The 22,852-nt window shown below is 57.3% G+C and carries 20 protein-coding genes; 14 read left to right on the forward strand and 6 right to left on the reverse strand.

Annotated features, from left to right (window positions below; translation table 11 throughout):
• Positions 1-19: 19 nt before the first annotated feature.
• The 12 genes from ccoN (at position 20) to D9N14_RS18385 (ending at position 12,415) form a co-directional block, all read left to right on the forward strand.
• Positions 20-1,447 (forward strand): cytochrome-c oxidase, cbb3-type subunit I, encoded by a 1,428-nt coding sequence (ccoN, locus tag D9N14_RS18330; protein WP_290582445.1) that lies wholly within the window; start codon positions 20-22, stop codon positions 1,445-1,447.
• Positions 1,448-1,459: 12 nt separating this feature from the next.
• Positions 1,460-2,074 (forward strand): cytochrome-c oxidase, cbb3-type subunit II, encoded by a 615-nt coding sequence (gene ccoO / locus D9N14_RS18335; RefSeq protein ID WP_290582447.1) that lies wholly within the window; start codon positions 1,460-1,462, stop codon positions 2,072-2,074.
• A 6-nt stretch (positions 2,075-2,080) separates the two neighbouring features.
• Positions 2,081-2,275, forward strand: a complete 195-nt coding sequence (locus tag D9N14_RS18340; protein WP_290582449.1) for a cbb3-type cytochrome oxidase subunit 3 — start codon at positions 2,081-2,083, stop codon at positions 2,273-2,275.
• A 3-nt stretch (positions 2,276-2,278) separates the two neighbouring features.
• Positions 2,279-3,178 (forward strand): cytochrome-c oxidase, cbb3-type subunit III, encoded by a 900-nt coding sequence (gene ccoP / locus D9N14_RS18345; protein ID WP_290582451.1) that lies wholly within the window; start codon positions 2,279-2,281, stop codon positions 3,176-3,178.
• Positions 3,179-3,259: 81 nt separating this feature from the next.
• Positions 3,260-4,660, forward strand: coding sequence for a cytochrome c oxidase accessory protein CcoG (gene ccoG, locus D9N14_RS18350; protein WP_290582453.1), 1,401 nt, complete (start codon positions 3,260-3,262; stop codon positions 4,658-4,660).
• Positions 4,661-4,674: 14 nt separating this feature from the next.
• The gene (locus tag D9N14_RS18355) at positions 4,675-5,181 is read left to right on the forward strand and encodes a FixH family protein (RefSeq protein WP_290582454.1); all 507 of its coding nucleotides are present in this window, start codon (positions 4,675-4,677) and stop codon (positions 5,179-5,181) included.
• Entirely contained in the window at positions 5,181-7,586 is a 2,406-nt protein-coding gene (locus D9N14_RS18360; RefSeq protein ID WP_290582456.1) for a heavy metal translocating P-type ATPase, read from the forward strand. Before D9N14_RS18355 ends, D9N14_RS18360 begins: the two co-directional genes overlap by 1 nt.
• Positions 7,587-7,620: 34 nt before the next feature.
• A complete protein-coding gene (ccoS, locus tag D9N14_RS18365) occupies positions 7,621-7,812 on the forward strand; it encodes a cbb3-type cytochrome oxidase assembly protein CcoS (protein WP_317622645.1) in 192 nt (63 codons plus the stop codon).
• Position 7,813: 1 nt separating this feature from the next.
• Positions 7,814-8,497: a sulfite exporter TauE/SafE family protein gene (locus tag D9N14_RS18370; protein ID WP_290582458.1), complete on the forward strand. Its 684-nt coding sequence runs from the start codon at positions 7,814-7,816 to the stop codon at positions 8,495-8,497.
• A gap of 31 nt (positions 8,498-8,528) precedes the next feature.
• Positions 8,529-9,713, forward strand: a complete 1,185-nt coding sequence (locus D9N14_RS18375) for a phospholipase D-like domain-containing protein (RefSeq protein WP_290582460.1) — start codon at positions 8,529-8,531, stop codon at positions 9,711-9,713.
• A gap of 27 nt (positions 9,714-9,740) precedes the next feature.
• Entirely contained in the window at positions 9,741-11,732 is a 1,992-nt protein-coding gene (locus D9N14_RS18380) for a cation:proton antiporter (protein WP_290582462.1), read from the forward strand.
• 188 nt (positions 11,733-11,920) lie between these two features.
• Positions 11,921-12,415: a hypothetical protein gene (locus D9N14_RS18385; RefSeq protein WP_290582465.1), complete on the forward strand. Its 495-nt coding sequence runs from the start codon at positions 11,921-11,923 to the stop codon at positions 12,413-12,415.
• A gap of 2 nt (positions 12,416-12,417) precedes the next feature.
• Here the strand turns inward: D9N14_RS18385 and D9N14_RS18390 are convergent, their stop codons facing one another.
• From D9N14_RS18390 to D9N14_RS18415, 6 genes are all read right to left on the reverse strand, one after another.
• A complete protein-coding gene (locus tag D9N14_RS18390) occupies positions 12,418-13,203 on the reverse strand; it encodes an NAD-dependent deacylase (protein WP_290582467.1) in 786 nt (261 codons plus the stop codon).
• A gap of 11 nt (positions 13,204-13,214) precedes the next feature.
• A complete protein-coding gene (locus D9N14_RS18395) occupies positions 13,215-14,435 on the reverse strand; it encodes a GGDEF domain-containing protein (RefSeq protein ID WP_290582469.1) in 1,221 nt (406 codons plus the stop codon).
• 130 nt (positions 14,436-14,565) lie between these two features.
• A complete protein-coding gene (locus D9N14_RS18400) occupies positions 14,566-15,837 on the reverse strand; it encodes a diguanylate cyclase (RefSeq protein WP_290582471.1) in 1,272 nt (423 codons plus the stop codon).
• A gap of 146 nt (positions 15,838-15,983) precedes the next feature.
• The gene (locus D9N14_RS18405) at positions 15,984-16,871 is read right to left on the reverse strand and encodes a tetratricopeptide repeat protein (protein ID WP_290582473.1); all 888 of its coding nucleotides are present in this window, start codon (positions 16,869-16,871) and stop codon (positions 15,984-15,986) included.
• A 90-nt stretch (positions 16,872-16,961) separates the two neighbouring features.
• A complete protein-coding gene (locus D9N14_RS18410; RefSeq protein ID WP_290582475.1) occupies positions 16,962-17,411 on the reverse strand; it encodes a tetratricopeptide repeat protein in 450 nt (149 codons plus the stop codon).
• Positions 17,412-17,837: 426 nt separating this feature from the next.
• Positions 17,838-18,281, reverse strand: coding sequence for a phasin family protein (locus tag D9N14_RS18415; protein WP_290582477.1), 444 nt, complete (start codon positions 18,279-18,281; stop codon positions 17,838-17,840).
• Positions 18,282-18,509: 228 nt separating this feature from the next.
• Between D9N14_RS18415 and mfd the strand changes: the two genes are divergently transcribed.
• Positions 18,510-21,977, forward strand: a complete 3,468-nt coding sequence (gene mfd, locus D9N14_RS18420; RefSeq protein WP_290582479.1) for a transcription-repair coupling factor — start codon at positions 18,510-18,512, stop codon at positions 21,975-21,977.
• A gap of 26 nt (positions 21,978-22,003) precedes the next feature.
• Complete coding sequence (locus D9N14_RS18425; RefSeq protein ID WP_290582481.1) at positions 22,004-22,849, forward strand: CsiV family protein; 846 nt, start codon at positions 22,004-22,006, stop codon at positions 22,847-22,849.
• The last annotated feature ends 3 nt before the right edge of the window (positions 22,850-22,852 follow it).

The raw sequence follows: 22,852 nt of genomic DNA on the forward strand, positions 1-22,852 counted from the left end.
AACACAGGAATGACACTCAATGAGTAATAGTCAAGCTGCAACGCCGCAATACGAGTATGGTGTCGTTAAGCAATTTGCGGTCATGACCGTAATCTGGGGCATCGTGGGGATGGCTGTCGGTGTATTTATTGCTGCCCAGCTGGCCTTTCCAGCCCTGAACTTTGACCTACCTTGGCTGACTTACAGTCGACTGCGCCCACTTCACACCAATGCGGTTATCTTCGCGTTTGGTGGCTGCGCGCTGATGGCGACGTCTTTCTATGTAGTTCAACGTACCAACCAAACCACTCTGTTTGCACCTGCACTGGCCAAGTTTGTCTTCTGGGGATGGCAGCTGGTAATCCTGTGTGCCGCGGTAACCCTTCCATTGGGTATTTCCACCGCCAAAGAATACGCCGAGCTGGAATGGCCCATTGACGTGCTGATCGCGGTGGTGTGGGTAGCGTATGCCGTGGTGTTCTTTGGCACCATCGCCAAACGCACCACCTCTCATATCTACGTGGCCAACTGGTTCTACGGTGCCTTCATTATTACGGTTGCGCTGCTGCACATCGTCAACAGCATGGCGATTCCGGTCACGCTCACCAAATCCTACTCGGTCTACGCCGGCGCCATGGACGCCATGGTGCAGTGGTGGTACGGCCACAACGCAGTGGGCTTCTTCCTGACCGCAGGCTTCCTGGGCATGATGTATTACTTCGTTCCCAAGCAGGCCGGTCGACCGGTTTACTCTTACCGACTGTCCATCGTGCACTTCTGGGCCCTGATCTCAGTTTACATGTGGGCCGGCCCTCACCACCTGCACTACACTGCGCTGCCGGACTGGGCTCAGTCCATCGGTATGGTGTTCTCCCTGGTTCTGCTGGCACCATCCTGGGGCGGCATGATCAACGGTATCATGACCCTTTCCGGTGCATGGGAGAAGCTGCGGGATGACCCGGTTATCCGCTTCCTGATTGTGGCCCTGTCCTTCTATGGTATGTCCACCTTTGAAGGCCCCATGATGTCCATCAAGACGGTGAATGCCCTGTCTCACTACACCGACTGGACCATCGGCCATGTACACTCCGGTGCCCTGGGCTGGGTGGCGATGATTTCCATCGGTTCCATTTATGCGCTGGTGCCCTGGCTCTATGGCAAAAAAGAAATGTACAACGTGGGTCTGGTGAACACCCATTTCTGGTTGGCCACCATTGGTACGGTGCTGTACATCGCCTCCATGTGGGTTGCCGGGATTTCCCAGGGCCTGATGTGGCGCGCCATTAACGACGATGGCACCCTGACCTACACCTTTGTTGAAGCCCTCAAAGCCACCTACCCCTACTATGTGGTGCGCATGATTGGTGGCCTGGTGTTCCTGGCCGGTATGTTCCTGATGCTCTACAACGTCATCAAGACCATCAAAACCCCCGCCACTTCCAGCAACACTGCTGCACAGCCAGCCTAAGGAGTCGAGAAGATGGCTAAGACGCATGAAATCGTAGAAAAGAACGTAGGCTTGATGATCGTCCTGACCCTGGTGGCCGTGAGCTTCGGTGGTCTGGTGGAAATTGTTCCCCTGTTCTTCCAAAAGCAGACCACGCAACCCATCGAAGGCCTGAAGCCCTGGACTGCGCTGCAGTTGGAAGGCCGCGACATCTATATCCGGGAAGGCTGTAATACCTGTCACTCCCAGATGATCCGGCCTTTCCGTGCCGAAACCGAACGCTACGGTCACTTCAGTGTTGCCGGGGAGCACGTGTATGAACACCCCTTCCTGTGGGGCTCCAAGCGTACCGGTCCTGACCTGGCCCGAGTCGGTGGTCGCTACAGCGACCAGTGGCATTACGATCACCTGATGAACCCACGTGATGTGGTGCCAGAGTCCAACATGCCCGGTTTCCCCTGGCTGGACGACAACGTCCTCAGCGGCGAGACCACCGGCGCCAAGATGAAAGCCTTGCGCACCGTCGGCGTTCCCTACACCGATGCGGACATTGAAGGTGCCCAGGCTGCCGTGGAAGGCAAAAAGGAAATAGATGCGCTGATCGCGTACTTACAGGGATTGGGTACCTTCCTCAAGGTGAAAAGGTAATCCCATATGGACATCAATACGTGGCGAGGTATTGCAACGGTATTGGCGTTTGTCGCCTTCATAGGCGTGTGCTGGTGGACATTCAGCGCACGTCGCAAGAAGGGGTTCGACGATGCGGCCAACCTGCCGTTTGCGGACGACGCCAACCACGAAAATTCCCTGAAGTACAACCCTAAGCAAGAAAAAGGGCATGGAGATTAAAGAATGACTGGTATTGATTTTACAGCTGGCTGGGTGAATGGTTGGATAATAACCATCGTCCTGATCAATCTACTGGGCTGCCTCTGGTTACTCTGGTGGACGCGCAAGCGTCCGGAAGACCCGATTAAAGACGGCGAGTCCATGGGCCACTCCTTTGATGGCATCGAGGAACTGAACAACCCCCTGCCCCACTGGTGGTTGAACCTGTTCTATTTCACCATCGCGTTTGCACTGATCTATCTGACCCTGTACCCCGGCTGGGGTGACGCCAAAGGCGTTCTGGGCTGGAGCTCAGTAGGCCAGTGGGAAACAGAGGTGCAAAAAGCCGATAACCGCTACAACGATTTCTTCGAAGAATACGCTGCACTGCCGATTGAGCAGTTGGCGCAGAACGAAGAGGTGATCAAAACCGGCCAGCGCCTGTTCGGTAACAATTGCGCCATCTGTCACGGTTCGGATGCCCGCGGCAATGTGGGCTACCCCAACCTCACCGACGGTGATTGGCTGTACGGCGGTACTCCGGACAAGATCAAGGAAACCCTTACCAATGGCCGCGGCGGCATGATGCCTGCCCTGGGCGCAGCATTGGGCGAGCAAGGCACCAAGGACGTGGCAGCCTATGTCCTCAGCCTGAGCAATCGTAGTGGTTCCGGTGATGCAGCCGCCGGCAAGGAAAAGTTCGACATGATGTGCGCCGCCTGCCACGGCCCGGACGGCAAGGGCAATCACATGCTGGGTGCCCCCAACCTGACGGACGATGTCTGGTTGTACGGTGGCACTGAAGACACCATCATCGAGACGCTGAACAATGGTCGCCAAGGTAAAATGCCCGCGTTTAAGGATCAGCTGAGCCCAGAGAAAATTCACGTTCTCGCGGCTTATGTTTATAGCTTAAGCAACTGATTTTACCTACAATCCGGGCGTGTCACCTGGCCGGTGGCACGCCCTCTTATCATCAGCACGTTGTAGCAGGCAGGTGAAGCGATGAGTCAACCCGAAAAGATTGCAGTCAAACAGGCCAACGATGGCATGGATCTTTATCAAAAACGGGAAAAGATTTATCAGCGCCACGCCTCCGGATTCTTTCAAACTCTCCGTGTTGCCACCATCTGGGTCACCCTGGGCATTTACTTTATCGGCCCCTGGCTCACCTGGGATGGCCGTCAGGCGGTGCTGTTCGACCTGCCGGAACGCAAGTTTTATATTTTCTGGTTTACCTTCTGGCCCCAGGACTTTCTGTATCTGTCCTGGCTTCTGATCATCGCCGCATTTGCCCTCTTCTTCTTCACGGTGCTGGCCGGCCGCGTCTGGTGCGGCTACACCTGCCCGCAAACGGTGTGGACCACGTTTTTCATGTGGATTGAGTACATTACCGAAGGTGACCGCAACAAGCGCATAAAACTGGATGCGCAGCCCATGTCATTGAGCAAGTTCAACAAGAAGTTTCTGAAACACGGCCTGTGGCTCACTCTTGCCTTTTGGACCGCGTTCACCTTTGTGGGGTACTTCGCCCCGGTACGGGAGCTGTTTTTCGACATTTATCACCTCAACGTCTCCGGTTGGGCGGCCTGGTGGATGTTTTTCTTCACCGCGGCCACTTATCTGAACGCCGGCTGGATGCGGGAACAGGTTTGCATGTACATGTGCCCTTATGCCCGTTTTCAGAGTGTGATGTTCGACCGGGACACCCTGATCGTGACCTACGATGCCACCCGCGGTGAGCCCCGTGGCGCCCGCAAGAAATCCGTGGATCGCAACGCCACCGAATTGGGCGATTGCGTGAACTGTCAGCTCTGTGTACAGGTCTGCCCCACCGGCATTGATATCCGTAACGGGCTGCAATACGAATGCATCGGCTGCGCCGCCTGCATCGATGCCTGCGATTCCATCATGGATCAAATGAATTACCCAAGGGGCCTCATCCGCTACTCCACCGAAAATGCAGTGGAAGGCAAAGCAAGCAAAATTCTGCGGCCCCGCCTCATCGGCTATGGTGCCATTCTGGGCGTTATGGTGGTCGTGTTCCTGTCGGCCGTCTTCGCCCGTGTTCCCCTGGAGCTGGACATCATCCGGGATCGCAATGCCCTGTTCCGGGAAACCTGGGAAGGAACCATTGAAAACACTTACACTCTTAAAATCATGAACAAGACCCAGCAGGCCCAGCAGTACGACATCGCTGTGAGCGGACTGGATAACGTGATCCCGCACATTCCGGATGAAATCCGGACCCTGCCCGGGGAATTGCTGACGCTGGCAATCACGTTGGAAATGAAACCGGAAGACATCAAGGAACGTAATTCCACGGTTTATTTTACGGTGACGTCCGTGAATGACCCAGCACAGGAAGTGACCGAGGAAAGCCGCTTCCTGAGCCCCCGAAAATGAACGTGGACACAGTAATGACCCAAACCGACAGCAAACCCTGGTTCCGCCAGTTCTGGCCCTGGTTCCTGATCGCCATCCCCGGCAGTTCGGTGGTCATGGGGGTGATCATGATCAACCTGGCCATGAACGGCAAAGACAGCCTGGTACGCCAGGACTGGTACAAGGATGGTATGGCCATCAACCAGCGCATGGACAAGCAGATGAAAGCGCAGCAACTGGGTATCCGGGCCAGCCTGACGTTGGATAAAACCTCCGGCGACCTCTATCTCGCCACCCAGAACCTGGACCTGCGCCAGGACAACCAATTGGCGCTCAGCCTGATCCACCCCACCCTGGAAGGCAAGGACCGTCAGCTGCAACTGTACCTGGCCCCGGACAACCGCTTCTATACCAAGCTGGATTTCAGTCCGCAGGGGTTCTATTACCTGCTGATCACCCCCAGCTCCGGCGAGTGGGAGATCGAAAGCAGCATCAATTTCGATAATGAGATCAGCGGGAAGTACCTGACCCCGAACAGCTGATGGCCGACGAATCCTGTTTCCACTGTGGCCTGCCGGTCACGCCCGAGGGGAATTATCCGGTCACAATTCTGGGCCAGGCGCGGCCCATGTGCTGCCCTGGCTGCCAGTCGGTGGCGCAAACCATTGTCGACATCGGCATGGAATCCTATTACCAGCACCGCCAGCAGTGCCCACCGGGCAGTTCTCCGGCAGCGGATCTGGTGCCGGATTTTCTGGACAGCCTGAACAGCTGGGACGATCCCGGACTGCAGGAAAACTTTGTCCACTCACTGCCACAAGGGTCCAAAGAGATCACCCTGCTGATTTCCGGCATTACCTGTGCCGCCTGTGTCTGGCTACTGGAAAAGCATCTGCGGGACCAGGCCGGTATCGCGCAGTGTCACATCAACATGAGCAGTAACCTCGCGTTGGTCAGTTGGGACCCGGAGCAAACCAGCCTCAGCACCATCATCAAAGCCATTGCCCATGTTGGCTACAAGGCGGAGCCGTACACACCGGTGCAACAGGAAGCCATCATCAAACGTGAAAACAAGCAGGCTCTGTTGCGTATTGGGGTCGCCGGACTGGGTGCCATGCAGGTAATGACCTATGCCGTCAGCCTGTACATGGGTGCCTTCGAAGGCATTGAGCCCGCCCACCAGCAATTCCTGCGCTGGGTCAGTGCCCTGGTCACCACTCCGGTCTTTTTCTATGCCGGTCTGCCGTTTTTACAGGGCGCGATGCGGAGTCTGCGTAACCGCCACCTGTCGATGGACGTGCCGGTGGCCATTGCCCTCACCTTCGCCTATTTCTCCAGTGTGTGGGCCACCATCAGCAATGGCCCGGAAGTCTATTTCGACTCCGTCTGCATGTTCGTGTTTTTTCTGCTGGTTGGGCGCTATCTGGAGCTGCGCGCCCGCCATCGCTCCCAGAGCACCAGCATCCGCCTATCCCATTCCCAACTGCAGACCGCCCGCAAACTGGATCACGAGGACAGCCCGCTGCTGGTGCCGGCGGACAAACTGGTTCCCGGGGACCGGGTACTGGTGAAAGCCGGCGAGATCATTCCCGGTGATGGCCACATTCTGCAGGGAACCGGCTCGGTAAACGAATCCATGCTGACCGGGGAGCAACTGCCCATCAGCAAACAGGTGGGAGACCCGGTGACCGGCGGCACCCTCAATGTGGAGCAACCCATTACCGTTGAAATCTCCACGCTGCCCGGCGAAAGCACCCTGTCCACTCTCAAACGCCTGCTGCAGCGGGCCGAAGCCGAAAAGCCCGCCACCTTTGTTCTGGCGGACAGGATCGCCTCCAAATTTGTATTGGCGGTGTTGATCACCTCCATTTGCGTATACACCTACTGGTGGTTCCACGCGCCGGAAGACGCGTTCTGGATTATGCTGTCGGTGCTGGTGGTGACCTGCCCCTGCGCCCTTTCTCTGGCCACACCCACGGCCATCACCGCCGCCACCGCCCGGCTTTCCCAAATGGGTTTTCTGGCCACCCGCGCCCATACCATCGAGGGATTACGGCATATCACCGATGTGGTGTTTGATAAAACCGGCACTCTGACCCTGGGTGAATTCCAACTGGCAGAAACGGTGCCCATGCCCGGCGAACACAGCGACACCCTGCTCGCCCTGGCCGCGGCTCTGGAACAGATTTCAGAACATCCCATCGCCCGCGCCTTCCACGGATTCAAAGCACACCCCGACGTCAAGGGCCGGCAGATCGCAGCCAACCAGGGTGTAGAGGGTCAACTGGCTGAGCGCACCTTGCGTATTGGCAAACCGGCATACGCCACACCGGCCGGCGTTACTGCCACGCCACCTGCCCCGTGTGGGCAATGGATCGCCCTGGCGGACCAGGTTCGGATACTGGGCTGGTTTCGAGTCGAAGATCAATTGCGGGCGGATGCCGACACTCTGGTGCAGCATCTGCAGGCCAGCGGCAAACGCTGTCATGTGCTCAGCGGCGATAGCAGCGGTCACGCAGAGGAAGTGGCGAGCCTCCTGGGCGTGGACGCAGTGGTCGGCAACGCCACACCGCAGGATAAACTGATCTACATTCGCACCCTGCAGGATAATGGTGCGAAAGTCCTGATGTTGGGGGATGGACTCAATGACGCACCGGTACTGGCGGGTGCCGACGTGTCCATTGCGGTGGCCGGTGCCTCGGATCTGGCCCAGGTGGCGGCGGATGGCATACTGTTGAGCCAGAGTCTGCAACCATTACAGGGTATACTTCAGCTGGTGGAGAAAACCTATGGCATCATTCGGCAGAATCTTGCATGGGCGCTGCTCTATAATCTGATTGCATTGCCCATGGCAGCCGCCGGCTTCATCCCGCCCTGGGCCAGCGCCCTGGGCATGTCCGCCAGCTCACTGCTGGTGGTGCTCAACGCGCTACGGCTGAACCGGTGAAGTGTCCGCCGGGCCTGTATAACGGAGTCTGATCATGGATATCATTTTTCTGCTGATTCCCCTTGCCCTGGTATTGCTGGTGGTGGCAGTGGCTGCGTTTTTCTGGGCCGTCCGCAGCGATCAGTTTGACGATCTTGACCGGGAAGCCAGCCGCATTCTGTTCGATGAGGATTCCCCGCCACCGTCCGCCGGGGCACGACCACCCAAGCACGAGCCCAAGCCATAACATGGGCTTCAGCTATGACCTGATCGCGGCCTTTGCCGTCGGCTTTATGGGAAGCCTGCACTGCATTGGCATGTGTGGCGGGATCAGCAGTGCGTTGTCCACCGCCATCCAGCCGCAGCAGGGTGGCTCCCTGTGGCGGCAACTCCGTTACCAGTTGCTGTACAGCATCGGGCGCATCGGGGCTTACGCCTGTGCCGGTGCGGTCATCGGTTTCATCGGCGCCGGCCTTTATTCCCAGCTGCCAACCCACGGTCCGTCGTACCTGCGGATGTTTGCCGGAGTCATGATGATCCTGCTGGGTTTTTACCTGAGCGGATGGTGGAAAATCCTCAATCAGCTGGAGCGGGCCGGCAGCCGGGTCTGGAAGCGAATTGCACCGTTTACCCGGCGCTTTATTCCGGTTGACCGTCCCCACAAAGCCCTGGCCCTGGGCTTTCTCTGGGGCTGGCTGCCCTGTGGACTGGTGTACAGCGCACTCACCTGGTCCCTGGGTGCCGGTGACGCCGGTCGCGGCGCCTTGCTGATGCTGTATTTTGGATTGGGCACGTTGCCGGCCATGATCAGTGTGGGAACCTTCAGCCACCTGCTGGCGGATTTTGCCCGCGCCAGCAGCACCCGCCTGGTGGCCGCCCTGATGTTGATGGCGTTTGGGGTCTGGACCATCGCTGCCCAGCTCGGTCATTGATTTGTCCAGCGTTTCCCGTTAGCTTCAGGCTATGAATTCAGCCGACACAGACAGTTTCACCTGCACTCTGCCCTGGCGCACCCGGAATCACTACCACCTGCTGGTGGATGGCGATCAGTTTTTTCCCCGTATTATGCAGGCGGTGGACGCTGCCACCAGTGCCGTGGACGTGGAAATGTATCTGTTTGAATCCGGCGGGATCGCCAACCAGATGATCGACCACCTGCTGGCAGCACGACAACGGGACGTGTATGTTCGGTTGTTACTGGACCATGTGGGTTCCCACAATCTTAATCACAGTGATCGCGACCGGCTGCGTAACGCAGGGGTGGATCTGCGCTTTTTCAATCGGGTCAAGCGCCATAAACAGCTGCGCAACTTCTCCCGCGACCATCGTAAAATCGTCTTGGTGGATTGTGCCGTGGCCTTCATTGGCGGCGCCGGGGTGACCGACGCGTTTTCACCCCGGCACCACGGTGAGCGCGCCTGGCACGACGCCATGGTGGAAATTCGCGGTGAGCTGGTTCACGACTGGCAACTGCTGTTCGAACGCACCTGGCAGCATTACGATGCCATCCACGACGAGGAACTGCGGGCCAAACTGAAACGTGCATTTGACCTGCCGCAGGCGGCTCCACTGATGAACCGCGGCATTCCACAGGCGCGCATCGTTGCCAGTCGCGGCCTGGGGCACAAACCCATACTGGGTTCCCTGCTCAGTGAAATAAAAAAATCCTCCCAACGGGTCTGGTTGTGTACCGCCTATTTCTATCCTTCGCGAAAACTGCTAAAAGCCTTGCGCAAGGCTGCGCTCAGGGGCGTGGATGTCCGCCTGCTGCTGCCCGGGGACCATACGGATCATCCCAGCGTGCGTTACGCCGGCCGCTCCTGGTATCGGCAATTGCTGGAAGACAAAGTACGGGTGTTTGAATACCAGCCCCGCTTCCTGCACCTGAAAACCGCGCTGGTGGATGACTGGGTAACCATCGGTTCCTGTAATTTTGACCGCTGGAATCTGCATTGGAATCTGGAAGCCAACCTGGAAGCGTTGGACCCGGCCCTCAATCAGCCGGTTCAGATCATGCTGGAACAGGATCTGCGCGCCAGCAAAGAAATCACCCTGACCAGCTGGAAACGCCGCAGTTGGCATGAAAAAATACGAGAACGATTCTGGAAGTGGGTGGCAGTCTTTCTGGCCCGGCTGCCCAACGACTGATGATTTCGATGACTTAAAGGATTCACTGTGGAACACAGCAGCATCATCAACCAATTGATCATTGTTCTGGCCGCCTCAGTGGCTGCCGCCGCCCTGTTCCACCGACTCAAGGTTCCCACCATTATCTGCTACCTGCTGGTGGGCGTGATCCTAGGCCCCAAGGAGCTGGACCTGGTAAATGATGTCAGCCAGTTCCAGTTGATCGCCGAATTCGGGGTCGCCTTCCTGCTTTTCACCCTCGGGCTGGAGTTCTCCCTGCCCCACCTGATCGCATTGCGGCGGGTGGTATTCGGCATGGGAACACTGCAGGTGCTGATCTGCATCAGTGTCTTTGGCGGACTGATCTATCTGTCCCGGATGGTGTACGACATCACCGTTACCGGCACCCTGATTGCGGCGGCGGCCATTGCCCTTTCCTCCACAGCCATTGTCAGCAAAGAGCTATCCGCCCGCAACGAGATCGCCACAGCCCACGGCCACATCGCCATCGGCATCCTGCTGTTCCAGGACATCGCCGCGATCATTATCCTGGTGTTGATTTCGGTAGGGGGGGATGCCGGTGGTGAGCAGATGCTGTCGTCGCTGGCCATCGCCGGTGCCAAGGCTGTCGGCTTCTTTTTCGCGGTGGTGGCCATCGGTAAATGGTTGCTGCCACCCCTGTTCATGGAGATCAGCAAAACCCGTTCGGAAGAGCTGTTCGTGTTGACCGTGTTGGTGGTGGCGCTGCTGGCTGCCGCGGCGGCCCACGCCCTGGGCCTGGCCATGGCACTGGGTGCCTTTATGGCCGGGATGATGCTGGGGGAAAGCCACTTTCGCCATCAGATTGAAGCGGAAATCCGGCCTTTCCGCGACGTGTTGCTGGGGATCTTTTTTGTCAGCATCGGCTTGATCATCGATGTGGATCTGATCACCACCTATTGGCCCAGGATACTGCTGTTCAGCATCTGCCTGATCATCTTCAAGACCGCACTGATCGCCCTGCTCTGTCGCCTGTTCGATTATTCCGGGACCGTTTCCATCCGCACCGGCCTGGTCTTGAGCCAGGGTGGGGAGTTTGGTTTTGCCCTGCTGGCACTGGCGGTAAAAGGTTCACTGGTACCCCACGATGTAGCCTCGTTCTTCCTCTCCATCATTGTCATCAGCATGGCGGCAACCCCCTTCCTGGTCTCCAACAGCGAAAAAATCGCAGCCCGGCTGCTGGTGCGCAAGCAGCAGAAAGCGGAGCCCGCCGAGGACAATCTGGAAGACGCCCACCTGGAAGGGCTGGATCACCACGTTATCCTCTGTGGCTATGGTCGCGTAGGCCAGACCATCGCCCGTTTCCTGCTGCAGGAAAACATTCCCTACGTAGCGGTGGATGATGACCCGGTGCGGGTGCAACGGGCCCGCGCCGCCGGCGAGCACGTGCATTATGGCAGCGCCCGCAAACTGAAAGTGTTGCAACAACTGGGATTGATGCAGGCCAACCTGGTGGTGATCAGTTTTGATGATCACGCCACCGCCCGGCATATGATTCACGAGATTCGTCAGGTGCGGGATACCGTGCCCATCCTGGTCCGTACCCGGGACGACGCCCACCTGCTGGAACTGCAGGAAGCCGGTGCCACCGAAGTCATCCCCGAAACCCTGGAGGCCAGCCTGATGCTGGTGAGCCATGTGATGGTGGCCCTTGGGCGCTCCGGTCGAGAGGTGTTCCGCTCCATTGACCAGGTGCGCAAGGAACGCTACAAGATGCTGCACGGGTTCATCGTCGGCCAGCACGGCGCCTATGGCATGTCCAGTTACCAAGGGCATCTGCAGCCGATCTATATTCCCGGCACCTGCTACGCCGCCAACAAGACCGTGGGCGAACTGAATGTGGAAGCCAAAGGCGCCAGCATCCACACCATCCGCCGTGGCAATGATACGGTGATGAACCCAGGTGACGACACCGTCCTGCTGCCCGAAGACGTGGTGGTGGTGACCGGGGAACACGCCGCCATCGAAGCCGCAGAAGCCTATCTGCTCAGTGGCAACTGATGGCCGTATAAAACCACACCCCATAAAAACCTGACTCCTTAGACAAAAATATTTTTTGCTTTCAGGTTAAATACTTAGGATATTGAACTAACCTGATGGTTAGGGAATGTGGATTAAGCGGATGAATTTATCTGCCGGTCCAGTGCCCCTTGTAGTCAGCAGTTATCTGAAAGTACCGGGTATAGTAAATGGGAATAAACCCTCTGGATTTCCGCCAGTACGTCGTTCGGCCCACCCTGAAAAAACTGGGTAAATGGTCTCCCTCCCTCGAAAATCTTCTCCTCGGCTCCGCTGCACAAGCCTCCCAATTGGGCGTGGAATTGCATTGTGAAAACGGAGTAGGTGTTTATAAAATCAGGAAGGAACTGCACCATCGCGTCTGGGACGAGTTTCTGGCTTTTGACGCGGACCTGGCCAGTAAAGTGAGGGGCTTTGCCTCGCAACGGGAGTTCCTGGCCAATCCGGATATGGAACTGGCCATCAACCTGGCGTATTCCACGGCCATCGCCTGGGGCGTCTATGCGCTCAACAAAGCTGTGATCCCGGAAGACGAAACCAACACAGAAGCCCTGGCCTGGTGCTGGTATCATCACTTCCGCACCGACGAACACCTGAAGCCGGAGCATTTCATCAACGGCTATAAAAAATTGCACCCGGCGAAAAACGCCGTTGTCGCCGCCTGATTCTAGTTAAGGGCGGCTCCAGGCTCCGGCAATCCCAGCGCCTGCCAGATGTTCTCCATGGCCTCCACCGCCCGCTGCGGCAGTTTGTAATGCACAAACGGTGATACTTCCGTGATACCGGGATTGATTTCAATGACTTTCGCGTTCCAGCGCCGGGCTTCGAACACCGGTTGGGATATGTAGGGAAATACGCTGGTGGTGCCGATACTGAATACCAGATCAAAACCGCGCACCATTTCCCGGTGCAACTGGGCCACCGCGTCCTGCGGCAGCATTTCACCAAACAGCACGACATTCGGTCGCATTACCCCATGACATCGTGGGCAATAGGGAACGGATTCTATGTGGCTGTAATCCCCAGCCTGCTCCTGAAAATGGCATTTCATGCAATGCAGCGTGCCCACTTTGCCGTGAATCTCGATCAGTTGCCGACTGCCGGCGGCGCTGTGAAAGCCATCAATATTTTGGGTTAACACCCAGCTTTGGGGTTTCAGTTGCTCAATGCGGGCAATAAGTTGATGGGCCAGGTTGTACCCCGCCCCGCGACAGGCCCGCTCCACCTGCAGCAGATACTTCCAGGTCAACTCCGGACGTTGGCGCAGCATCTCCCCGGACAATGCCACCTCGATGGGCACACCTTCATCGGTATGGGCGTCATCATACAGCCCGCCAATACCGCGATAGGTGGGTAAGCCGGAATCCGCAGAGATCCCCGCTCCAGTGATAAACAGAATTCGGTTGGCCTGATGAATCAGGTCCGCGATTTCTGCATAGGCCGGTTGCTTCATATCACCTCACTTCACACTGACCCGCCGATGTTATGGCGGGTGTCCTCCTGGCGGCAACAGAGTGCATTTTTCTCCAGCGGAACCAAGTGACGGAACATGCGATCCAGCAACCCTCTGGGATCACGATCGGAATCCGGTTCCAGCAACACCCGTCCCCAGGACAGGTACAAAGCATCCTGCACCACCGCAGCCCGCTCCAGAACCGTAAGATGGGACAGGCTTTCCCGCAGCCGCTCCAATTGGGAATTCACCAGCGCTTCATCGCCGGTCAACAAGACCACGAAACGGCCGCCACTGATGCGGCTGGCGTTATCCTCCTTGCCCACCAGTACAGCGCGGATTTTACGGGCGATTTCCCGCAGCAGATCGTCACCGGTCTCTGCCCCGCGCTGCTCATTCAGATACGCAAAATGCTCAATGTGCACCGCCACCAGCACCAGCCATTTTCCGGTCTGAGAGCACAGGCTCCAATGGGTCAGCAGTTTGTCTTCGAACGCCACCCGATTCAGCAGGCGGGTCACACGATCCAGGCTGGCATCGGCATTAACCCGGTCATTCAGGACTCGCAGTTGGTTTTTCTCATGTTCGATCAACTGGGATTTCAAAAAGCTTTCCCGGGACATTCGTTCGGTTTTGATGGACACCATCACCGACACCACCGTACTGCTGAACATAAAGAACAGGATATGGGATGAAATCTCCAGACTCATGGTGTCCAGATACACGGCCGCCCCCACCATCAGCAGCAACACCAGACCCAGGGTATTGGTGAAATTCAACGGCAGGCGAATGAAGGTGAACACCACCACCTCCACCAGGAAGACATTGCAGTAATACATGAGCTTGATGGGTTGGCTCACCTCCTGGGCGATCAACAACAAGGTGCCGGACACCAGCAGAGTATTGACCGCCACCACCCAATACTTCCAGGTCAGGCGTTTGGAGCGGCGGGCATACAGGTAGGTACCCATCAGGGTGGCAATGACCAGGCCACGAATGGTGAGAGTCAACGGACTCAAGTGCAGGCCAGTGCTCCATTCCACCACGTAACTGAAAGAAAGCAGCAAGGCGGCCAGCAAAGAAGAAATCCGAATCGCATCGCAGTACCAGTCTTTCTGGCCTTCCTGGTAACGCTGCTCCAGCTCACTCATGAATCCCATTTCAAGGAATGATCCGGTTCGCAGGCAGGTCAACTCTTCGGTCGCATCGGTGTATCGTTTATTGTTATCCACATCCCTAACCGCACTGTAAACAATCCATTAAAAAATGAGTCTACCGTGTTGGCTAATGCCTTTCCAGCGATGCTTGACGGGTGCCGGGCCCCCTGCGTCGCCCAAGGCAATTAGGTGAAGTAACCAGCGATCAGCGGTTGGACGACATTTCCGGGCGATACACCTGGATGCGATTGCGGCCACTTTTCTTGGCGAAGTACAGGGCTTCGTCGGCAAACCCCACCAGATCACCGGCGGCCAGCCGCTCATCAGGCACCAGGGCCGCCACGCCAACACTGATGGTGACATGATCGTTTACCGGTGACATGGGATGTGGCAACCGCAGGTCCCGCACGCCCTGACAGATAACGCGGGCAATATTGGCGGCCTCCTCCACATCCAGAGCCGGCAGAATCACTGCGAATTCCTCCCCACCATAACGGGCCACCAGATCACCCGGTCGTCGCACCATCTGCTTCATGCATTGTGCCACCTGCTTGATGCAAAGATCACCCTGTTGGTGGCCGAAACTGTCGTTATAGGATTTGAAGTAATCGATGTCGCACATCAGCATGGCCAGATTGTAGCCCCGGCGCCGCGCCCGACGCCACTCCTCATCCAGCACCTGATCGAAGGATCGCCGGTTGCCGATGCCGGTCAGAGGATCCACTTCCGCCAGATCCTTGAGTCGTGAGTTGAGTTTTTTCAGCTGCTGGTTCTTGCGATGGATTAACAGCTTCTGCAAAAACTCCCGGCGACTGGAGCGATCAGCCGAGTACTGGGCCAACAGGCACAGGCCAACGGCGCCGGAACTGAGGAAGAGGTAATACAGCAGGAACGTATTGCGGGTACCATCAGGAAACAGAATCAACAGATAGCTGACCACAAACAACGCAGCGCTGCTCAGCGCCGGCCAGAAGCGCATACGACCGATGGTGATGCCAGCCATGATGATGGCCAGCTCGCTCAGCAGATAGAGCCCTTTGTGTTCCTCGGGCACCACCCGCACCATGGTCAAGGTGGTGACCGACAACCAGAACAGGCCCAGCACCACCAGCTTGTCCTGATACAAATCGAGCTTGCGGGTATGCACCAGAAACCAGACCGCAATCAGACCGGGCATTCCCATGGCATATCGGATCTTGTAGATGGGCTCCACCAGCGGGCCCAGCATCATCCAATCGAAAATACCGTACAGGAAATAAAGCCCGATCAGGATGTTCACCAGCTGGCGGATATAACGCCGATCCCGCAAGCCACAGTAACGGCGGTAGCGGGCCTCCAGCGCACCATCGAAGCGCAGGCGCAGGCGATTAACATAGAACTGCCCTTCCAGCTCGGAACGAACCAGATCCGCTGTTTTATCCTGCTGATTATCGTGGTTACCGCTGGCAACGTTGGGAACTGATTTCTCCACGCTCATCCACTCTTACGCCTGTTCCGCACTATCACTACCTGAATTTTTGATTCTAACAGCAGAAGCCGGCTCCATGCCGGAAAGGATGTCCGATTCGAACATAAAAATGCCCTCACAGGGAGGGCATCACACGCCAATGGGGTTTTAACCTGTCAGTGCAGGCAGGCAAACAGCCGCCGTCGATAACGAGCAACCGCAGGGTCCCCCTCCAGCAGTTCAATCAGTTTGAGAATGGCCAGACGGGCGCCATCGTCTTTGAATTCACGATCTTTTTGCACAATCTCCAGCAAAAGCTCCATGGCCGCGTCCGGTTCCCCAGCCAGGACACAGGTAGCCGCCAGGTAGTAGCGGGCTTCCAGGTCGTTACTGTCCTGGGCGACACGATACTGCAGGGATTCAGCACTTTCGAACCCGGCCAGTTCACGCAAAAAGAACAGTCGCGCCAGGCCAGGCATTTTCACCTTTTCATCGGCGATGTTATCCAATACCGACTGGGCATCATCCAGACGCTCAATATCCATCAGCACGTCGGCCATCAGGGTCTGGTATTTGAGTTCCTTGGGTTGCTCTTTCATCGCCATCTGCAGGGCATCGATGGCCTGGTCGTGGGCTCCCATGGCACGGGCCTGTTCCACCTGAGCAACCAGATCCATGGCTTCGTCGGCTTCCGGCTCGGCCTCTACCGCATCACCCAGATAGGGCGCCAACAGGTTGCGGATTTCGGATTCCGGCTGTGCTCCGTTCAGTTCGCCAGCCAGTTGGCCCTGAACAATCAGTTTGAGTGACGGGATGCTGCGTACGCCCAGTTGCTGGGCCAGCATTTGATTGGTATCGGTATCCACCTTGGCCAGTACGAACTGCCCGGCATACTCATGGGCAATTTTTTCCAACACCGGCGCCAGCGCTTTACAGGGCTCGCACCACTCCGCCCAAAAATCCAGAAGCACCGGCATACGCGCGGACAACTGCACGACATCATTTATATTCTGGGGGGTTACATCGACGATATACTTGGCTTCTGAATAGTTCGCTTCTGACATGGGGATCCCAAATCACATCACTCTGTTATGTCTCAATGGGATAGCAGAGTAACCGTACATTCAGGTGGAGTCAAAGCCTGTCTGCGGGGATCACACCAGGGTGGTCGCGGAGGTGGCCGGGCTATCGGAGGATTGCTGGCATTGTTGCAACACGCCCCCCGCCAGCTCATGGCCACGGTCGGCCGCCAGGGCCAGCCAATGGGTGGCGGCCTTGCTGTCCTGATGGGTCAGGCTGCCGTCGAAATACGCCTTGCCCAGTTGATACTGAGCCTCGGTGTCGCCACCTTTGGCGGCCATGCGGATGTATTCCAGGCCGCTGCGTTTAACCGCTCTGCCCACACCACAGTTGTAGAGCAGGCTGCCCAGCTGGGACATGGCAGACAGATGGCCGTGATCGGCGGAATACTGCAACATCTTCAGGGAGAAACGGGAGGGGTATATGCGGCCACGCTGGCACTGCATATCGATAATTCTATTGGCCGCGCGATACGAAAAACGGGCGATCATACCGCAATCATTGTCAATGCTATCTGCAATCATTTCCCCAACCACTGATCGTTTGAAAAACAGCAACCGTGAGAGCCGCTCACCGGGCCCGGATAACAATGGCCGCATAGGCTACTCCCATTGCCCTGCTTTGCCAACACAGAATTTATATTTCGATACAAACGCTTTACGGCCTCGAAATTCTATCCACAAAATCTGTGGACAACTCTGTGGATGTTTTGGTGACAAGACCCCAGGCTTGGCACCAGCTCTGAACCCCACTCAAATTGATCAAATTATGATCATATATTTTTCCCTTTATTTTCAATAACTTAACAAATTCGCATTTCAATATCAGAAACTTACATGCAGTTTCTAATGAAAATATCAGGATTCACCCAGGCTGTTAACAATGTGTCGATCTGATGTCAATATTCACAGGCGACAAGCATAAAAAAACCGCCCCTTGGCCGGCTACTCTCACTTTTTAACCGCCTTGGCAGCGGCTTTTTCAATCTGTTCCAACTGCGCTTCCAGCTCGCTGATGCGTTGCGTCAACAGATCCACGTCCGCCCGCGTAGGAATATTCAGCCGGTGCAGCGCCTTGGAAACCCGGATATCAAATGCCTTCTCGACCTTCTCCCAAGAGCCGGTGGCGCGGGCCCGTACGGTTTCCACTTTTTCTTTTGCCACCGTCAACGGTTTGTCCACGATGGCCCGGGTACGGGCTTCCAGTTTTTCGCCGTCCTGCACCAGGGCATCAAACAGTTTGCTGCCCTCTTCTTCCGCCTTGGAATAGGCACCCAACCCGGCCAGCCAGATCTGATTGGCCGATTCTTTTACCCGGTCCGCCATCTGTTCTGCCAGCTGGCCCACCTGGTTGTCTGTGCCTGAAGATTTCTTGTCACCCATCTTGTCGCCCATGATGTTCTCACTTGCCTGATACCGGGTGGATATAAAACCCGGTGGGTATTGCCATTTGCCATGCCCATGCTGCACAGCGCTAACCGTGCAACCCTAACAGGGCCCATTAGAATATTCATACTAGGAATGATGCCGCCAGGCAAGCCTACTCTTTAATGGGCTTAAAAAGCATGTACAATGCGTCCTTCGCTACGCACCACTCACCGCATACAGACCTGATTTAGCCCCATGAGTATTGATTTTCTTGAGAATTTTCCCACCAAGTCCGGCGACCAGCGGATCTGGTCCAACCTATGGGGAAGCGGCCAGGCCTGGGCTCTGGCACAGGTGGCAAAACGCCATAGGGGTCTGACACTGGTGGTAACGGCCAACACCCAAAGCGCGCTGCAGCTGGAGCAGGAGGTACCGTTCTACGCCGAGGCAGACATTGAGGTGCTGACCTTTCCTGACTGGGAAACCCTGCCCTACGACAGCTTCTCGCCGCACCAGGACATCATCTCACAACGCCTCGCCACCCTCAGCCAGTTACCCAGCCTGCAGCGGGGGATTCTGGTGGTTCCGGTGTCCACACTGATGCACCGCATTGCTCCGCCGTCGTTCATGGCCGGGCAGACGCTGATCCTGGACGTGGGGCAGAAGTTCGACCTCGGCCTGGTGCGCCGGCAGCTGGAACAGGCCGGTTACCGGGCTGTGGACATGGTGCTGGATCACGGCGAATACGCGGTCCGCGGTGCCATACTGGATCTGTTCCCCATGGGCAGTCAGGTGCCCTACCGCATCGACCTGTTCGACGATGAGATCGATACGCTGCGCGCCTTTGATCCCGAGACCCAGCGCTCCATCGAAAAGGTAGAGCAGATCCGCTTGCTGCCGGCCAAGGAATTCCCGCTGCACGATGACGCCATTGCGCGTTTTAAAGAGCGCTTCAAACAGACTTTCGATGTCGACCCCCGCAGTTGCCCGGTCTATCAGGACATCAGCGCCGGCATCGCCAGCGCCGGCATCGAGTATTATCTGCCGTTGTTTTTCCAGAACACGGCCACGGTGTTTGATTTTCTGCCGGACAACACCTTGCTGATCAGCGCCGAAGGCGTGCAGGCGAGCGCCGAGCATTTCTGGGTGGATTGCAACAACCGCTATGAGGAGTTGCGCTACGATCGCCAGCGACCGATTCTGCCGCCCACCAACCTGTTCCTGGCCGATGACGAACTGAACCGGGCGCTGAAACAACTGCCCCGTATCCAGTTTCGCAAGGGCCCGGGGGAAGACAAAGACCATCACTCTGACCTGCCCTTGCGGGAACCCCCGGCCCTGCCCATCAACGCCAAGGCCAATAATCCGCTGCTGCATGTGGAAGCCTACTGCATGAGCAGCAGCGAGCAGCAGCAACGCCTGCTGTTTGTCGCAGAGTCCGCCGGGCGCCGGGACACCCTGCTGGATCTGTTGAAGCGCATCCGCGTCACCCCCAAGCCCGCCGCTGACTGGCCGTCCTTCACCCGCGCCAGTGACCCCATCATGATCACGGTGGCGCCATTGAGCGAAGGCCTGGTGCTAAGTGCACCGGCGGTCAGCGTCATCACCGAATCCCAGCTGTTCGGCAACCGGGTCATGCAGCGGCGGCGGCGCAAACGGGGCGACGACAATGCAGAGAACGTCATCCGCAACTTGACGGAGCTGAATGCGAACGATCCGGTGGTCCACATTGATCATGGGGTGGGACGCTACAAAGGACTGCAAACCCTGGAGCTGGACGGCCAGCAACAGGAATTCCTGACCCTGGAGTACGCCAACGAAGCCAAGTTGTATGTGCCGGTCTCCTCCCTGCACCTGATCAGCCGCTATTCCGGTGCCAGTGACGCCCTGGCGCCCCTGCACCGCCTGGGTACGGATCAATGGAGCAAGGAAAAACGCAAGGCCGCCGAACAGATCCACGATACTGCCGCAGAGTTGTTGAACATTTATGCCCGACGGGCAGCCAAACCAGGCCACGCCTTCGACATCAACCGACAGGACTATGAAGCCTTCTGCGAGGGTTTCCCGTTCGAGGAAACCCCGGATCAGCAGGCCGCCATCGACGCCGTCATTGCGGATATGACCTCAGACCGCCCCACTGACCGCCTGGTGTGCGGCGACGTGGGCTTCGGCAAAACCGAAGTGGCCATGCGGGCGGCATTTGTGGCCGTACAGGCTGGTCGCCAGGTGGCGATTCTGGTGCCCACCACCCTGCTGGCGCAACAGCACTATGAAACCTTCAAAGACCGCTTTTCCGACTGGCCGGTGCAGGTGGAAGTGCTGTCCCGCTTCAAGACCGGCAAGGAGCAGACCAAAGCCCTGAACCTGGTGGCCGAAGGCAAAATCGACATTGTCGTGGGCACCCACAAGCTGCTGCAGGAAAGCGTCATCTTTAAAAACCTGGGCCTGATCATCGTCGATGAGGAACACCGATTCGGCGTGCGCCACAAGGAACGCCTGAAGGAAATGCGGGCAGAAGTGGACATGCTCACCCTCACCGCCACCCCCATTCCCCGCACCCTGAACATGGCCATGTCCGGCGTGCGCGATATGTCCATCATCGCCACACCACCGGCCAAACGCCTCTCCATCAAGACCTTTGTGCGGGAGGAAAACAAACCGGTCATCAAGGAAGCCATTCTGCGGGAGCTGCTGCGGGGCGGTCAGGTGTATTTCCTCCACAATGAAGTGAAATCCATCGAGCGGCGGGCGGAGGAAATCCAGAAGCTGGTGCCGGAGGCCCGCATTGTGGTGGCCCATGGCCAGATGCGCGAGCGGGAGCTGGAACAGGTCATGTCCGACTTCTACCACAAGCGTTACAACCTGTTGATGTGCACCACCATCATCGAAACCGGGATCGACGTGCCTTCCGCCAACACCATCATCATCGATCGCGCCGACAAGTTCGGACTGGCGCAGTTGCATCAGTTACGGGGCCGGGTTGGACGCTCCCACCACCAGGCCTACGCCTATCTGCTGACGCCCAACCCCAAGGCCATCACCGCCGACGCCCGCAAACGCCTGGAGGCCATTGCGGAAGCCCACGACCTGGGGGCCGGCTTTACCCTGGCCAGCCACGACCTGGAGATCCGCGGCGCCGGGGAACTGCTGGGAGAGGAACAGAGCGGCAATATGAACAGCATCGGCTTTTCCCTCTACATGGAATTGCTGGAAGAAGCCGTGCAGTCCATCAAGGAGGGTAAAACCCCCAATCTGGACAAGCCGTTCAAACAGGGGGCGGAAATCAACCTGCGCATTCCAGCCCTGATCACCGATGATTACCTGCGGGACGTGCACACCCGACTGATCACTTACAAGCGCATTGCCAACGCCAAGAACGACGACCAGCTGGATGAGTTACGGGTGGAAATGGTGGACCGTTTCGGCAGTCTGCCGGAATCCACCAAAAACCTGTTCCGCCTGACCCGCATCAAGCTGCGGGCCCAGGCCATGGGGCTCAGTAAAATTGACGCCGGCCCCCGGGGCGGACGGGTGGAATTCGGGGCCGAGACCAAGGTCCACCCTCTCACCATCGTGAAAATGGTTCAAATTCAGCCCCAGTTCTATAAACTGGACGGGGCCGATAAGCTAAAATTCGCCATCGAAAGCGAGACCGCCGAGCAGCGCCTGGACCTGATCGAAGAGCTGCTGGACAAACTCAGCGTAAACCCGGAACGCAAGTAACCTGATATGACATCACTGATACCCCTATGACATCACTGATAACACGCTCCCGTTTATGGTGTGCAGCCCTATTTGCAACCCCGTTTGCGCTTTCCACCATCAGCCTCTCCACCACAGCGCAGGCTGCGCAGGAAAAAGCCCTACCCTGGTACCAGGTGTCGCTGGTGGTATTCAAGCATCGCAACAGCCCCATGGGCAATGAAACCTGGCCCGCTCCGGAAACGCTGGAATTGTCCTTCCCCCCCGGTATTCTGGAACTGGAACCTGCCAGCGAGGCTGCCAAATCCAATCCCACAGAGGAAAAGGTGGCCTTTCGCAGCACCCAGCCGCTGGATGAGGAGTTCAGACAGGCCTTACGCAGCATCAAGCTCAGTTCCAACTACGAGATCATGACCACCGCCAGCTGGAACCAGCCGGCCCTGGATGGCAACCAGGCCATTCCCATCCTGATTCAGGCCGGTAATGAATATGCCGGGTATTACGAACTGGAAGGCAGCATCACCCTGGTGGTGTCCCGCTACCTGCACCTGAAAACAGACCTGTGGCTGTCGGAATACATTCAGAAAGTGGAAATGGTGGCACCCTGGTGGGAAACCTCCAGCACCGTGACCGGGGGTGGAGACCTGGATTCGCCCTCGTATCAGGAGGTGGATTTCAGCAGTAACGCCTACAACGAAACCATCACACGCTATGAATCGGTTCGTACCGTGGTGCTGAATGAATCACGCCGAATGCGCAGTGGCGAGCTGCACTATCTGGACAACCCCATGTTCGGCGTGCTGGTGAAAGTGGTTCCCTATTCTCCGGAAACCATGGACAGCGCCCTGCCGGACAGCCCCCTGAAGGATGCCAGCCCGATCAGCCTGCGCTGAGTT

It is taken from the genome of Ketobacter sp. (assembly GCF_003671495.1).
In the GTDB taxonomy this organism is placed as follows: Bacteria; Pseudomonadota; Gammaproteobacteria; order Pseudomonadales; family Ketobacteraceae; genus Ketobacter.